This is a genomic window from Sunxiuqinia dokdonensis, assembly GCF_001270965.1.
Classification (GTDB): domain Bacteria; phylum Bacteroidota; class Bacteroidia; order Bacteroidales; family Prolixibacteraceae; genus Sunxiuqinia; species Sunxiuqinia dokdonensis.
Window position 1 is genome coordinate 1 of record NZ_LGIA01000175.1, and the last position, 13,186, is coordinate 13,186.

14 protein-coding genes are annotated in these 13,186 nt (G+C 47.1%); 2 read left to right on the top strand and 12 right to left on the bottom strand.

From position 1 onward, the window contains the following. Nucleotides 1-159: 159 nt before the first annotated feature. From NC99_RS14915 to NC99_RS14955, 9 genes are all read right to left on the bottom strand, one after another. Nucleotides 160-507, bottom strand: coding sequence for a type II toxin-antitoxin system PemK/MazF family toxin (locus NC99_RS14915; protein WP_053185290.1), 348 nt, complete (start codon nucleotides 505-507; stop codon nucleotides 160-162). Continuing rightward, nucleotides 497-730, bottom strand: a complete 234-nt coding sequence (locus NC99_RS14920; protein ID WP_239684463.1) for a ribbon-helix-helix domain-containing protein — start codon at nucleotides 728-730, stop codon at nucleotides 497-499. Before NC99_RS14920 ends, NC99_RS14915 begins: the two co-directional genes overlap by 11 nt. A gap of 191 nt (nucleotides 731-921) precedes the next feature. Next, the gene (locus NC99_RS14925) at nucleotides 922-2,082 is read right to left on the bottom strand and encodes a hypothetical protein (protein WP_053185294.1); all 1,161 of its coding nucleotides are present in this window, start codon (nucleotides 2,080-2,082) and stop codon (nucleotides 922-924) included. Beyond that, on the bottom strand, nucleotides 2,082-2,765 hold the full coding sequence (locus NC99_RS14930; RefSeq protein WP_053185297.1) for a CAP domain-containing protein: 684 nt from the start codon (nucleotides 2,763-2,765) through the stop codon (nucleotides 2,082-2,084). The genes NC99_RS14925 and NC99_RS14930 overlap by 1 nt, the downstream gene beginning before the upstream one ends. A gap of 5 nt (nucleotides 2,766-2,770) precedes the next feature. Continuing rightward, the gene (locus NC99_RS14935) at nucleotides 2,771-3,505 is read right to left on the bottom strand and encodes an ABC transporter ATP-binding protein (RefSeq protein WP_239684464.1); all 735 of its coding nucleotides are present in this window, start codon (nucleotides 3,503-3,505) and stop codon (nucleotides 2,771-2,773) included. Between the two features lie 36 nt (nucleotides 3,506-3,541). Further along, complete coding sequence (locus NC99_RS14940) at nucleotides 3,542-4,759, bottom strand: ABC transporter permease (protein ID WP_053185387.1); 1,218 nt, start codon at nucleotides 4,757-4,759, stop codon at nucleotides 3,542-3,544. A 10-nt stretch (nucleotides 4,760-4,769) separates the two neighbouring features. Further along, nucleotides 4,770-5,990 (bottom strand): ABC transporter permease, encoded by a 1,221-nt coding sequence (locus NC99_RS14945; RefSeq protein WP_053185300.1) that lies wholly within the window; start codon nucleotides 5,988-5,990, stop codon nucleotides 4,770-4,772. A 97-nt stretch (nucleotides 5,991-6,087) separates the two neighbouring features. Continuing rightward, the gene (locus NC99_RS14950; protein WP_053185303.1) at nucleotides 6,088-6,837 is read right to left on the bottom strand and encodes an outer membrane lipoprotein-sorting protein; all 750 of its coding nucleotides are present in this window, start codon (nucleotides 6,835-6,837) and stop codon (nucleotides 6,088-6,090) included. A gap of 13 nt (nucleotides 6,838-6,850) precedes the next feature. Beyond that, on the bottom strand, nucleotides 6,851-7,444 hold the full coding sequence (locus NC99_RS14955; RefSeq protein ID WP_053185307.1) for a TetR/AcrR family transcriptional regulator: 594 nt from the start codon (nucleotides 7,442-7,444) through the stop codon (nucleotides 6,851-6,853). 414 nt (nucleotides 7,445-7,858) lie between these two features. Here NC99_RS14955 and NC99_RS14960 point away from each other — a divergent pair, with 414 nt between their 5' ends. Beyond that, nucleotides 7,859-9,178 carry a Gfo/Idh/MocA family protein gene (locus NC99_RS14960; protein WP_053185312.1) on the top strand — a complete coding sequence of 440 codons (1,320 nt, stop codon included), beginning with the start codon at nucleotides 7,859-7,861 and terminating at the stop codon, nucleotides 9,176-9,178. A 71-nt stretch (nucleotides 9,179-9,249) separates the two neighbouring features. Here the strand turns inward: NC99_RS14960 and NC99_RS14965 are convergent, their stop codons facing one another. Further along, the gene (locus NC99_RS14965; protein WP_053185314.1) at nucleotides 9,250-9,636 is read right to left on the bottom strand and encodes a hypothetical protein; all 387 of its coding nucleotides are present in this window, start codon (nucleotides 9,634-9,636) and stop codon (nucleotides 9,250-9,252) included. 291 nt (nucleotides 9,637-9,927) lie between these two features. Between NC99_RS14965 and NC99_RS14970 the strand changes: the two genes are divergently transcribed. Further along, entirely contained in the window at nucleotides 9,928-11,097 is a 1,170-nt protein-coding gene (locus tag NC99_RS14970) for an IS4 family transposase (RefSeq protein ID WP_053185318.1), read from the top strand. Here NC99_RS14970 and NC99_RS14975 read toward each other — a convergent pair. Both NC99_RS14975 and NC99_RS14980 read right to left on the bottom strand, forming a co-directional pair. Next, the gene (locus NC99_RS14975) at nucleotides 11,080-11,760 is read right to left on the bottom strand and encodes a hypothetical protein (RefSeq protein ID WP_053185320.1); all 681 of its coding nucleotides are present in this window, start codon (nucleotides 11,758-11,760) and stop codon (nucleotides 11,080-11,082) included. The two genes, NC99_RS14970 and NC99_RS14975, sit on opposite strands and share 18 nt — an antisense overlap. 12 nt (nucleotides 11,761-11,772) lie before the next feature. After that, the gene (locus NC99_RS14980; RefSeq protein ID WP_053185323.1) at nucleotides 11,773-13,137 is read right to left on the bottom strand and encodes a multiheme c-type cytochrome; all 1,365 of its coding nucleotides are present in this window, start codon (nucleotides 13,135-13,137) and stop codon (nucleotides 11,773-11,775) included. Nucleotides 13,138-13,186: the final 49 nt, after the last annotated feature.

Genomic DNA, 13,186 nt, shown 5'->3' on the forward strand with positions numbered 1-13,186 from the left:
TTTTCAACATACTTTTCAACAACGTCCCAAGAGCGTGTAGAAAATAGTCCGGCCTGCCCAGCTTCCCCCCTCGTCACCGCTTCGCTAAGACGAGCGGGAGTTGGAGGGGTAATCGTTACCCAGCTGGTGAGACGGGCTGCCCAATTGGCGTGTCGTGCCTTATTCAAGGTCAAGCACTATTTGAATATTTTCTTTTACTAGATCAATTAGCTCATCGGGTAAAACACCCAGCCTTTTCGTCAATCGTTTATTATCAATCGCTCGTATTTGGTCAATCATAACATCACAAGCCTGATGGAGATTAGCTGTGCCTTTTTTAAGATGAACCCTTAAAATTTCTGAATCCTTATTTACGTTCGTTGTAATCGGACAAACAATTGTTGATGGGTGTGGAATCTGGTTGAGTAAGTTTGTTTGAATAACCAAAACTGGTCTTGTTTTACCAGGTTCTGTTCCAATCTGTGGATTTAAATCCGCAAGCCAGATTTCAAATTGTCTAATCAGCATAGTCAGTCTCCTCGAAATCTTTAAGTACAGACATTGAATCCGCTTGAACTAATTCAGATTCCTTTTTAAGTTTTTTCTCAAGAATCTGTTTACGCTGAACTTTATTATAAAACTCAATCGCTTCGTTTATGTATCGGTTGCGTGGTTTCTTAATCCGGGCAAGTATTTTTTCTGTCTCGCCGAAAACGGAATCGTCTATTTTTAAGGATATTGTTTTCATCATGTTTTATTTGGATATCACAAAGGTATATCTTTTTAGTATGTTGTTCAAGTGTCTCTATCCGTGTTTTCGCTAAATATTCAGGCCTGCCCCGATTCAATTGGGGACTACCTGCGCACTCCTTTCCGATAACCATCGGAACAGGCAGTCGCCGCATCGCTAAGATGAGGGGGAGAAAACCATCTGCGTCGAAACTAAAAACTCCATTTCAACCTCCCAAAAAGCAGTTGGCCGATATCGCCAAACTCGGTGCTTTGGTCGCCAAAAAACAGTTGGCCGGTCGCCATCAGCTCCAGGTTGTTTTGCAGGGAGTAAGTTAGCGCCGGGCCAAAGTACCAGGAGCCATCGTTTGGATTGGCGATGCCCGACAGGCTGGCCGAAAACAGCGGCGTGACGGGGTAGGAGATTTGCCCAAACAGCGAATATTGGGCAAAGGAAAGGTATTTGGCCGAGAGCTTGTTGTTGAAAAACGGGTCCATCCCTCCGGCTTTGCCCGTTTTGCCGTGGCTGTTGTACAAAACACCGGAATGGATGTACAAGGAACTGGGCAAAGTATAATCGGCCGAAATGGAAGCTACGGTGGCCGTTTCGGAATTGACCTCATCGTTCTTCGGCATAAAGTGGGTGATTTCGCCCCGGAAGCCAGCACCTTGAATATCGCCGGCCCAGCCTGTACCCACGATGTAATCGGTGCCCACCCAACCGCCGATCAGCTGGATGTCGTAGTTCCACTGCGAAAAGCGGTAAAGGCCCGCCAGCGCCATTTCATCTTCGTTCTTCCCGATTTGGTAAACCAATTCTGCCGACGAGGTCATGCCGGTGTAATATTGAATGCGCAGGGCATCGGTTCCCGGGCGTTCCTCATAGTCGAAATCAAAATAAGAATACGAATTGAAAACGTCGTTCGGATTCCACACCAGGTTCATGCCCCAGTTTACCCGTTGCCGGCCGGCGGTGATCTGCCAGTTGCCCGCAACCCAATCCAGGTAAGCGCGGTCGAACATGGAATGCACAAACCAACCGCTGCCCTCGGCGGGGATGAAGGAAAGATCGAGGTAGCCATTGTCTACGTCAACCACCGACTGATAAGCCGGGTATTCTTTCACCAGGCTGCCAAAAAGCAGGCGGTTGCGCATTTCGGCCACCACAGTGAGTTGGTTGGTGGCATACCATTTAAAATTCAAGCGGTTGTGAATGGTGTTGGTGGTCAGACTATTGCTTTCCAGGCCGGGGATTTGCTGCTTGGGTTGATAATACATCAGCAGCTCTTTCACATAGCCACTCAGGTACACCGTTTGCTGAGCACCAGCCAGCAAGGGAATTAAAAATCCGAGTAGAAAAAACAGTCGCTTCATCAGTTGGACGGGGTAAAGCCGTCGGTAAATTCAATGGTGCAGAAATACTTGTAAGTTGGATGCGTATCGGCAGCGACGCCAATTTCGGTAAAGCTGGCGTCCAGAATATTCTTCCGGTGTCCGCGGTCGACAACCCCATCGTCAATGAGCAGGGAGATAATGGCTAATCTCGGGTTCTCGTAGCCATAAACCAGGTTTTCGGCCAGTTTTGATGTGTAAGCACCAAAGCGCTTCATGCGCACCTGCGGTGTCCAGCCACTTTTGGTCAGGTGGCCCGTGCCGCCATAAATTTTTTGGTCTTTCACCAGCAGCTCTGCAGCTGACGAAAGGCCTCGCACGGGAATGAGCGGAGCAACCGACGGAGCCGATTTCATGTCCCGGATACATTCTTCCAGCGCCGCAATGCCTTCGCGGGTTTTTAGCGGTGCCGATCCGGGCAGGGTGAGCACATCGTCCTTGTAGGCCGAATGCAGCGGTTCGAGGTATTCCGCAGCATAGCGGGATGGGTTGTGCCTGACCTTGTTCAGCTCGAGCACAATTTCTTTTTCGTATTGGTCCAGGTAAACCGCTTTTGCCCCGGTGTTGAGTTCGGCGGGCCAAGTGGTTTCGGATTGGCTGACTGGTTTTTCCGAAGTGAAAAGCAGTCCGGAGAAAATAAGAATAAGGGTCAAAATTGATTGCATGCTATTTATTTTTTTCGATTATCACTAATTATTTTGCCGTCTTCAAGTGTGATCACCCGATGGGCTTTATTGACCACCCGCTGATCGTGCGTGCTAAAGATAAACGTTATTTTTTCTTGCTTATTGAGCTCTTCCATGATATTGAGCAGGTTTTCGGTCGATTTGGAATCCAGGTTGGCGGTGGGTTCATCGGCCAGCACAAATTTAGGTTTTGAAGCCAGCGCCCGGGCTACGGCGACCCGCTGCTGCTGTCCACCCGACAGTTTTGATGGCCGGCTGTCTTCTCGTCCTTTCAGGCCAACCGCTTCGAGCAACTGCATGGTGCGTGCCTCGCGTTCTTTTTTTGGCCTGCCCTGAAGGTGCATCACAAATTCAACATTTTCTTTGGCGGTCAGCACCGGAATCAGGTTGTAGGATTGGAACACAAAGCCAATGTTTTTCATTCGGAAGTCGATTAACTGGGACGATTTTAGCTTCCCCAGGTCCGTATCATCAATCCGGATGTTGCCCGAGGTTGGCTGATCCAGTCCACCAAGCATGTTGAGCAGGGTGGTTTTTCCTGATCCGGACGGGCCGACAATCGCGGTAAATTCACCTTCCTCGATGTTCAGGTCGACGCCATTCACGGCATGAACCTCAACTTCGGAATCGTTGTAAGTTTTGAATAGCTCTTTTATTTCGATGATTGTCATGGCTGTATGGTTATGTGGTTGAATTGTTTGATGGTTGTGTGTTCCCATGGTTAAATGGTTTTATGGTTGAATGGTTATATGGTTTTATTCGGTTCGGATGGCATCAGCTGGATTATATTTTAAAGCTTTTCGAGCAGGGTAAAGTGAGGCGAGAATCCCGGTTAGGATGACGAGTATCACAATGACAACGACCATCTGAACTTCGACGACCGGATAGACGATGGAGGAATACCCAAAATCTTCCAGTCCTTGTGCCCAATTAGACAGGTTGATGCCATTTTGCTGGAGTGCGAGCGATGCGCCCAGTCCCAGCATAATGCCGATTGTTCCACCAGTCAGGGTGAGTAAGATGGTTTCAAACATGAGCATGAGAAACACCCGAAGCTTGCCCATGCCAATGGCCATGAGCATACCAATTTCCTTCACCCGTTCCATCACCACCATGAGCATGGTGTTGACAATGCCAAAACCAAGCGACAGCAAGATGATGATAACGAAAATATAGGTATATAAATTCCCGATCTCGTTGAGGTAGCCCAATTCCGGAGTAAGTTCTTTCCAGTTCAGCACTTCCAGTCCGGAGTGTTGTTCCCGCAAAGCCAGCGTGGTGGAGTTCAGATCGTTTTGGTCGTGTAAATGAATAATAATTTCGTGGGCCACACCTTCCGAAAGCATGCTCAGCCGGGCCAAATCCTGGTATCGGACAAACACGTTGGTCTCTTCATACATGCTGTTGGCCGTATCAAAAATCCCACAAACGCGGAATGCCCCGCCAGTGAGGTGTCCATCGGCATCCTGCAGGGTGATGACCACTTTTGACTTTAATTTGATTTTTAGCTTTTCGGACAGTTTTTTGCCAATGACAATCGGGTTGCGGCTGATACTTTCAAAATAATCACCTTCCGTAACATATTCACTCAGGCTGGTAACCTGCTTTTCCTTCTCAGGAATGATGCCCATGATTTTCACACCGGTTCCGGTTTCGGCCGAGGCAACCATGGATTGAATGGTTATTCGCGGGCTCACGCCATTGATGGTGGGGTTTTCGCTGAGCTGTTCGGCCAGGTCAAAACCCTTGGGAATGATTTGTCTGATGTCGTAGTTTTTGCGGTATTCCGGATTGTGTATCTGGATATGAGAGGTTTCGGTTTCAATTCCGGCTTCGAGGCGTTGGTTCATCCAGCCTTTCATAAAGGTAGCGCTAAATACACCGGCAAACATGCCAATGGTAATGGCTGTGATGATAATGCCCGATCGGAGGGGATTTCGCCAAATATTTCGCCATGCAACTGAAGGAATCATATCGTTTGAGTTAAGCGTGTAGTGCATTAATTAACTTCATCCGGTTGGCCGAGAAAATAGGGTAGAGGGCAATAACCAGCGTAATGAGGAACACCGTGAGTGCCTGGTGCCAAAACACCGATGGCTCCGTTGAAAAGAACATGTAAGGTTCAAAGCCATAATCTTCCATCACCAATGCGGCCTGACCAGTGAGTGGAATGGGGTTTTGAGCCTGGAAGCTGAGTAGCGGAATGCTGATTAGCAAGCCCGATAGCGCGCCAATCATTCCAATAAAAAGGGTTTCGTAAAAGAGAATCGTAGCCAGCTTGTATCGCTGCATGCCAATGGCGATCATCACGCCAAATTCACGCCTTCGCTCGGCAATCATCATCATGATGGTTCCTAAAATGCCAAAGCCAATTACAATGTACAGGACCGCTTTCATGATGATTCCGCCTGCCCGGTCGCTTTCAATTTGTTGTACCATTTCGGGCGACATTTCCTGCCAGCTCATGATCGAATAGGGGGAATTCAGCGTCTCGCGCAGTTTGCGTAAGCTTTTTTCCAATTCGTTGTTATCTTTTATATTGACAACCAGTGAGGTCAGCCGGTTGTTGGCCGAGAAGAATTCCTGGCAATTTTTCAGTTCCATATATACAATCATTTTGTTCAGCTCGGGCGATGCATGTTTGATGATACCGCGAACGGGATATTTCCCGGCTGCACTTATGCCATGGTAGCCTTGGCTGATCATGACCAGTGTGTCGTTGATTCCGAGCCGGAGATAATCGGCCAGGCCCTCGCCAATCAATAGGCCTTGGTCGTTATCGCTGAGGTAGCTTCCCTGGCGCACATTGTTTTTTAGGCTGGTGAGCCGGTTTTCCGGCTCCGGAACCGTGCCGACAACCATTACTCCTTTTGTTAATTCTTCGGATGAAGCCAGGGCAAAGGACTCGAGCCGGGGAATGACAAAATCGACTTCTTCGTTTGCCAGAATCAACTGGTTCAGATCCTGTGACTCTTCAAAGGTGTCGTTGATGCTTTTGCTTTCCCAGTAATTTTCGTGGTGAACTTGCATCGCCCCCGAGTAGTATTTCACCACCATGTCCACCATTTTTTCATACGAGCCTTCCTGCATCGAAGTCATGTACGCCGAAAGTAGTACGCCAAAAAAGATGGAAGCCACGGTAATCAGTGTTCGCCGCTTGTTCCGCCAAAGATTCCGCCAGGCTATTTTAAGATTTGTACGCATAGGTTATGGATTGATGGATTTGATCCTGGATATTTGATTCCGGATACTGGATAGGACGAAAATTCAAGCATCCAGTGTCCAGATTCAAGTATCGTAACTATTTCACCCTTTTCATATTTTGTATCGAAAAAAACGATTCTTCCAACGGGACTTCGAAATCCATCTTGTCAAAGGTCATGATGGTTTTGTGCCCTTCTTTTTCTGCCGGAATCATTTCCATACGTGTGGGAATCACCCGATCGTCCATTTGTTTGATATCGGTCAAAATCTCCGTATTCACCAGGAAATCATCTTCATCGTAAAATTCGGCTTTCAGCCACAGCAGCTCGTCTTTGCTGATCCACATAAAAATCTTTCCCCAAACCACAGCGGCTTCTTCGTTCGGAACCAGTTCAATTTTGTAGCAATCGTATCCTTCCAGCTTTTCCTCACCAAGCAGCCGATGTTCGTAGTCTTTCACCAGCGACGATTCCTGCACCAGGTCGTCGTTGGTAAAGTCCGAGCCCATCCACGACTGCATCATCATCGATGGCGGGATCTTGATCATCCGGTTGATGCTCGGTACCCAGTTCCACATTTCGTTTCTGCGCTTCAAAAAAACCTGTCCTTTCTCTTTGGCGGGCGCGGTGATCAGAATCAGCGAATATTCGGTTCCGAGGGTCCAGTTTTTCATGGAAATGGTGCGTTCCCATGATGGGCGTTGAATGGTCATGGTAAACTCACCAATACTGGAACTGCCACGGAACTTTTCATCGGCCCGGCGCACCAGGTCTTTGATATCGACGGTTTGCGCGGGAAGTGCTCCGGCAACAAAAAGAAAGAGTATCACAAATAGGTGGGTTTTCATGATGTTGTAGTTTTTATTCGTGTTTACTGATCAGTTTAAAACAGGCTTCAATGGTATCTTTCTCCAGATTTTCAATCGGGAAAAAATCAGGAGCTGTGAGTAGGATTAAGTTTGCTCCCTTGAGCAAACTCGAGATGGCGAATAAGTCTTTATCGGGCGAAACACTGCCTTGCGAAGCAATAAAGCCGCGGATCATTCTCATGACGTCCTTGCCCTTGTCTTCATATTTGGCAGTGTAAGTTTCCAAAATGTGCGGTTGTAAAACCAAAGCCGAGTAGAGTTTCCAAAATGCTTTGTTTTTCAGGGTTGAATGAATGCTGGTCTTGATAAACCGAATAAATTCCTTTTCGCTCATGAGACCGTCCTTATTCATGTCCATGTCTGCATAAATGTTGCTGAACGCCCAATCAAAAATATTTTCGAGAATGTCGTCTTTGCTTTCAAAGTAGTTATAAATCAGTCCTTTTGATATTCTTGCTTTTTTCGAAATCTGGCTAATGGAGGTGGCATGAAAGCCATGCTCGGCAAACAGCTCAAGGGCTGTCTGCCGAATGTGTGCTTTCTTCTGCTGTCTGATTTGTTCCAGTTGTTCCGTGCTTCGAGGCATGACTTATTTTATTTATGACTGAACGTTCGGTCAAAGTTAAAATGAATTTTAGTTTTTGAAACAACTTGATTGTTAAGTGAATGTTAAGAATGACCGATTGGTCAGTTTTCGAATCTCTTCCCGTTAGTAATATACCAACTGGATAACTGCAAGATTCCCCAATGTCATCAAGAAGTCATTCGATTGTCATTAGGTGGTCATTAATTGATTGACACAACCAATGACTATAAAAACCAGGAATGACAATCATTGACAGCTGCTACAGATAAATAGGCACGTAAGCGGATCAACAAGAAAGAAAGAAATATTTTCGCGCGGAAAAATCAAAATGGAAAGTGTGCAATCGAATTCACATTTTCACTATTTCAATTATCTTTACAGGAACTACGAAAAAAATTAACTAAACGCAATAAGATGAACGATACCCGAAGAACTTTTATCAAACAATCAGCAGTTGTTACTGCCGGAATCGCTGCACTCCCAACCATTATGAATGCGGGCTGTGCCTCGCCCAACGAGAAGATTACCGTCGCCCTGATTGGCTGTCGTGGCATGGGATTTAATAACCTGCAATCATTTCTGAAAAACAAGGAAGTGGAATGTGTGGCGCTGTGCGATGTGGACCAGCGTGTGCTCGATAAACGGGCTGAAGATGTTGAAAAACTGACCGGTACGCGTCCGATTTTATATAAGGATTTCCGACAGGTGATTGACAACAAGGATATTGATGCCGTGATTGTGGGCACGCCGGATCATTGGCACTGTTTGCCCATGGTTTATGCTTCGGAAGTGGGTAAGCATGTGTATGTTGAAAAACCAATTGGAACGACCATTGAAGAATGCAATGTGATGGTGGCCGCTCAAAAACGCTACGGAAACGTGGTGCAGGTTGGACAGTGGCAACGCAGCCACTCGCACTGGAACGATGCCGTTAACTATTTGCATGAAGGCAACATTGGCCGGATTCGTTCCGTTCGTTCGTGGTCAAATGTGGGCTGGAAATCATCCATTCCGGTTGTTCCCGACAGTGAGGCGCCCGAAGGCGTGGATTATGACATGTGGTTGGGGCCAGCTCCCAAACGGCCATTTAACAAGAACCGTTTTCATGCTTCGTTTCGCTGGTACTGGGATTATGCCGGCGGTGTTATGACTGATTGGGGTGTCCATCTGTTGGACTTTGCCTTGTTCGGAATGAACCAGTACGTGCCCAAATCCATTATGGCGGTTGGTGGCAAATACGCGTTTCCAGAGGATGCCATGCAAACGCCCGACACGATGACGACTGTTTATGATTTTGGTGACTTTGGCTTGGTGTGGGATCATACCATTGGCGCTTATGGGGCCAATTATGGCGGGCGCGGACATGGTGTGGCCTTTGTTGGCGAGTACGGAACCTTGGTGGTTGACCGCAGTGGCTGGGAGGTGATCCCGGAGACCAAAAGCACCGGCAAGAAAGATGGCTATGAAGGTGTTGGCTTACAGTCGGCACAAGGTGACGGGCTGGATTTACATGTGAAAAACTTTTTGGATTGCATTCGTACGGGGAATAAACCCAATTGCGATATTGAAATTGGTGCACACATTGCGCGTTTTGCACATCTCGGAAATATCTCTTACCGGTTGGGCCGAAAAGTAAACTGGAACCCGGACAAGCAGGAGTTTGAAAACGATGATGAAGCCAACCAACTGGTCAAGGCAAATTATCGTTCGCCATGGACTTTGCCTAAGGTTTAGAATTTTCAATCCAAAAAAAGGCCAGCTTCATATTGCAGAAGCTGGCCTTTTTTTGATGTCTGTTTTAAGCGTTAGAATGCCGAAATGAATCCAAAATTCAGTTTGCTGATGGTATGGTTCGAATCCGTAAAGTCCAGCGTATATTCTGCGGCCAATCGGATATTGGTCCGCAGCATGTAGCCCGCATGAATGGTCGCTGACTGGTAGTTGGCCAATTCAAAGTCCGATTCCACCCAATTGTATAAGGCCAAAAAGTACCAATCGCTTTGTTCTCCTTTGGGGCTGAAAATGAGTTCGGCCATAGCCGCATCGGTTTTCACATCTTCCATCAGCGTGGTGCTGGTCATGTTCGGATAAACCTGCGAATCTTTGCGGTGAAGATATTGCGCATTGAGCTGCCATTTATCCGACGGCGCAAAGCTGAGGTCGGGCCCCCCGATGAAAACTTTATTGGTCATGTCATCCGCAATATTGTGTATAAGGTTTTCCTTCCCGGTATAGCCAAAAGCGCCAAGCCGGAAAGTTTCTCCTAAATCTTGCGAAACCCGCCCTAGGAGATTCTTGTACTTGTCATCGTCAAATACCCGCTGTGAGGCTTCACCAATTCCGTTTCCATTTATTACTTCGACCCATTAGTGTCTCGTTTAAATATTAAATCGTTCTTTGACAAAATTGGTAATCAATCGTTTGTAGTATTTTTTGTTGCGTGACGATTTGAATTGTTTCTTTTGGTTCCAAAAAAATGAGAAATGAACCAAGGGAAATATGTATTCGCACAAATCACCGAATTTCTGCCTCGCAGGGTCTTTGACCGTCTTGTGGTTAAGTACAGTGGCAACAAGCACGTCCGCACTTTTACATGTTGGAACCAGATGCTCTGTATGGTATTCGGACAACTTAGCAATCGCGACAGTCTTCGGGATTTAATTGTTGCCATTGATGCGCACCGGAACAAGTCATATCATTTGGGACTCGGCTCCAGCGTGAAACTGGCGACTCTTGCAAGGGCAAACATCAACAGGAATTGCAAAATCTACGAAGAATTTGCCTGCCACCTGATAGACCATGCCCGCAGGGTTTGTGCCAATGACGATTTTGAAGTAAAAGTCGATGGCAATATTTATGCTTTCGACTCCACAACAATCGACCTTAGCCTGAGTGTTTTCTGGTGGGCTGAGTTTCGCAAAAAGAAAGGTGGCGTAAAAATGCATACCCTATACGATGTCAAGACCCAGATTCCGAGCTTTGTTCACATTACCACCGCATCAGTCAACGATGTAAATGCCATGGACAATACCCCATATGAGAAAGGCAGTTACTACATCTTTGACCGAGGCTACAATGATTTTGAGCGGCTTTACAGGATTCAAAAACTTGAAGCATGGTTTGTTGTACGGGCCAAAGACAACCTCAAGTTCAAGAGGATGTACTCTACCCAAGTTGACAAATCGACTGGGATAAGATGTGATCAAACCGGTGTTTTTTTGCACGCAAAATCTCACAATCGTTATCCACAGAAACTTCGTCGGGTCAAGTATTACGACTGTGAAACAGATGTTGAATTTGTTTTCCTGACAAACAACTTCGAACTCTCAGCCCGGGAAATCGCCATTCTTTATAAGAATCGCTGGCAAGTAGAATTGTTTTTTAAGTGGATCAAACAGCATCTTAAAGTGAAAAGCTTTTGGGGCCATACCCTTAATGCTGTAAAAACACAACTCTATTGTGCAATTACCACATATTGTTTGGTGGCCATTATAAGCAAAGAACTGAAAATAGACCGTTCAACCTACGAAATTCTACAAATTTTAGGAATCTCGCTACTGGACAAAACTCCTATCAAAGAGTTACTTACAAACAATGAATACAAAAATGTCAAAGAACTAAATTATAAACAATTGTCACTCAGTCTCTTTTAACGAGACAGTAGTGACTTCGACCGCAAAACTGGTTCCCGAGGGTAGTCCGTAAGTCAACAAAACACCTTTGTCGTATTTCAGGTCGATACGGGACGTTCCAATTTGCGAGGTGTACAGCATGTAATCTTCGAGCGATAGTCGCAATTCGCGCTTAAACAGCGGGTCGGAAACCTGAAATTGTCCGAGGTAAATGTCAAAGTCCACACCAAACAAGTCATTGTACATCAAAAAGGCATCTTCCACGCCGGCTACTTCACCTCGTTCACTAAAATAAAAGTAGAAGTAGTACGAAAGCCTGTCCGACAGTTCGCCGCCTGAAAGTAGCTTCATCAGGTAGGGCGACGCAAAATCAGTTTTTTCATTACCATCGAGGTTGTAACTGACAAATCCTTCAAGCCGGACGGCGATGGGCAGTTCACGAAGCAAGGACAACTTTGGATCGCCGGTTTGGGCATAGTACCGAGGCGATTTTTCATCGGCCAGGCGAAAGCCATTTCCGGCAAATTCATCGCCGTAGGGCTTAAGCATTGGTGCCGACGGCGCGTGGCAGGTGGTACAACTCAACTGATACTTTCGGGCGAAGGCAGGAATCGCCTGGCTTTGTTCTGCCAGAAAAAGCATGCCGCTCAGCAAGACCAAAATGGGGATCAATTTTCGTGTCATGGTTTTGTGTTTTTATGGATAGACTGTGATTTCGGTTGAATGACTGTTCACCTCCAGGGCGGCATATTCTTCGGCCGGAACGTCGAGGTATTCGGCAACAGGCTTCACCAGCAAGCGGTAATAGAGCGATGCGGTCACCGTAACTTTCCCCGGCGTAATCTCATAGGGCAAGGTAAACGTGAAGGTTTCCGTCTTCGTTTCGCGTGGCCCAATGCGGTAGTCAACACCCAGCGATGCCGTGTTCCATTGCATAATGGTCATACGTCCCTGCGGATCGAAATAGGGCATGCGGAAAATCCGGTCGCCGATTGGCACATCTTCTCTTCTCACGCCCTCAAAATTTTCAATGCCCAGCGGGACGCCCATGTCCTGATAAGCCATGGCGTCGCTGGCGATGGTGTATTCCTCGCCTTCAAAACCTTTTTTGTCAACCGGCAAATGAAAGGTGTTGCCGGCTTCATCTTTGGCTTCAACATGCAGCCAAACAATGCGGTCTTCGACTGAGCCTGTTGGAAATTTATGGCCGGTTTTCTGGTTGAACAAGGTGGTTGTGAAAACTACCACTTCGCCGGGAACCGTCTCCCGAATGTCGGGTTGAATACGCAGTTCAATGGTTCCGCGCACCTTTCCCGGATCATGCGCACCATTGAACAGGTGGGTGCGGGTATCCGGATAAGTTGTTCCCATCTTGGCCGTCTTCATTTCCGTGTCGGGCATGTGGCATTCCTGGCAGGTAACATGATCGGCGGCATAGGGTCCTTCTTCCCACTCCAGTTGGGTTGATTTGACCCAAATGCCAAACGAATTTTTCTCGTTGTGACAAGTTCCGCAAATCCGGGTGTCGCTGAACAGGTCGATGGGGACAATCTGGTGGTCGGGCGATTCAATATCGCCTTTTCGTGAGCTGTATTTGGTGGTGCCGGTTTCAAGAATGAAATTGTGGTTGTAAGCCGTGTCCCCGTCAATGCCTTGAATCAGGTGACAAACTTCGCACGAAACGGACTCGTTGGCCCGTGAACCTTCGCCGGGACGTGGCGGTGGCATATCGCCGGTTAGAAAGGCCATTGGGGTGTGGCAGCCGTTACAGCCTTCGTGCATGCCTTCCATGGCGGGGTCTGCTTTGGAATGCGCAACGGCCAGCTTGAAATACTCAATCTCATCCCAATGGTGGGTGTAGGCTTCTGACATCATGGCCTGGCTCCATTGCTGATAAAACTGGTCGTGGCAGGAGCCACAATACTCAGGCGTTTTGAAATCGCTGTAGTCGAGAGGCCCGGAATTGCTGCCTGTGTGGGGCGTTGGTTTTTTTAGGTTGAAGCCCAGTAGAAAGAACAGGATGATGATACCAAAAGGAAGAAGCTTTAGTTGCATTTTCATGGTATTTGGTTTTTTTGTGAATATTGACAGGTTAGTGAAAGCTGTTCCG

Excerpts from the sequence above, each read along its gene's own strand:
- NC99_RS14915 (WP_053185290.1), bottom strand. The coding sequence starts at position 507 with ATGCTGATTAGACAATTTGAAATCTGGCTTGCGGATTTAAATCCACAG.
- NC99_RS14920 (WP_239684463.1), bottom strand. The coding sequence starts at position 730 with ATGATGAAAACAATATCCTTAAAAATAGACGATTCCGTTTTCGGCGAG.
- NC99_RS14925 (WP_053185294.1), bottom strand. The coding sequence starts at position 2,082 with ATGAAGCGACTGTTTTTTCTACTCGGATTTTTAATTCCCTTGCTGGCT.
- NC99_RS14930 (WP_053185297.1), bottom strand. The coding sequence starts at position 2,765 with ATGCAATCAATTTTGACCCTTATTCTTATTTTCTCCGGACTGCTTTTC.
- NC99_RS14935 (WP_239684464.1), bottom strand. The coding sequence starts at position 3,505 with ATGGGAACACACAACCATCAAACAATTCAACCACATAACCATACAGCC.
- NC99_RS14940 (WP_053185387.1), bottom strand. The coding sequence starts at position 4,759 with ATGATTCCTTCAGTTGCATGGCGAAATATTTGGCGAAATCCCCTCCGA.
- NC99_RS14945 (WP_053185300.1), bottom strand. The coding sequence starts at position 5,990 with ATGCGTACAAATCTTAAAATAGCCTGGCGGAATCTTTGGCGGAACAAG.
- NC99_RS14950 (WP_053185303.1), bottom strand. The coding sequence starts at position 6,837 with ATGAAAACCCACCTATTTGTGATACTCTTTCTTTTTGTTGCCGGAGCA.
- NC99_RS14955 (WP_053185307.1), bottom strand. The coding sequence starts at position 7,444 with ATGCCTCGAAGCACGGAACAACTGGAACAAATCAGACAGCAGAAGAAA.
- NC99_RS14960 (WP_053185312.1), top strand. The coding sequence starts at position 7,859 with ATGAACGATACCCGAAGAACTTTTATCAAACAATCAGCAGTTGTTACT.
- NC99_RS14965 (WP_053185314.1), bottom strand. The coding sequence starts at position 9,636 with ATGACCAATAAAGTTTTCATCGGGGGGCCCGACCTCAGCTTTGCGCCG.
- NC99_RS14970 (WP_053185318.1), top strand. The coding sequence starts at position 9,928 with ATGAACCAAGGGAAATATGTATTCGCACAAATCACCGAATTTCTGCCT.
- NC99_RS14975 (WP_053185320.1), bottom strand. The coding sequence starts at position 11,760 with ATGACACGAAAATTGATCCCCATTTTGGTCTTGCTGAGCGGCATGCTT.
- NC99_RS14980 (WP_053185323.1), bottom strand. The coding sequence starts at position 13,137 with ATGAAAATGCAACTAAAGCTTCTTCCTTTTGGTATCATCATCCTGTTC.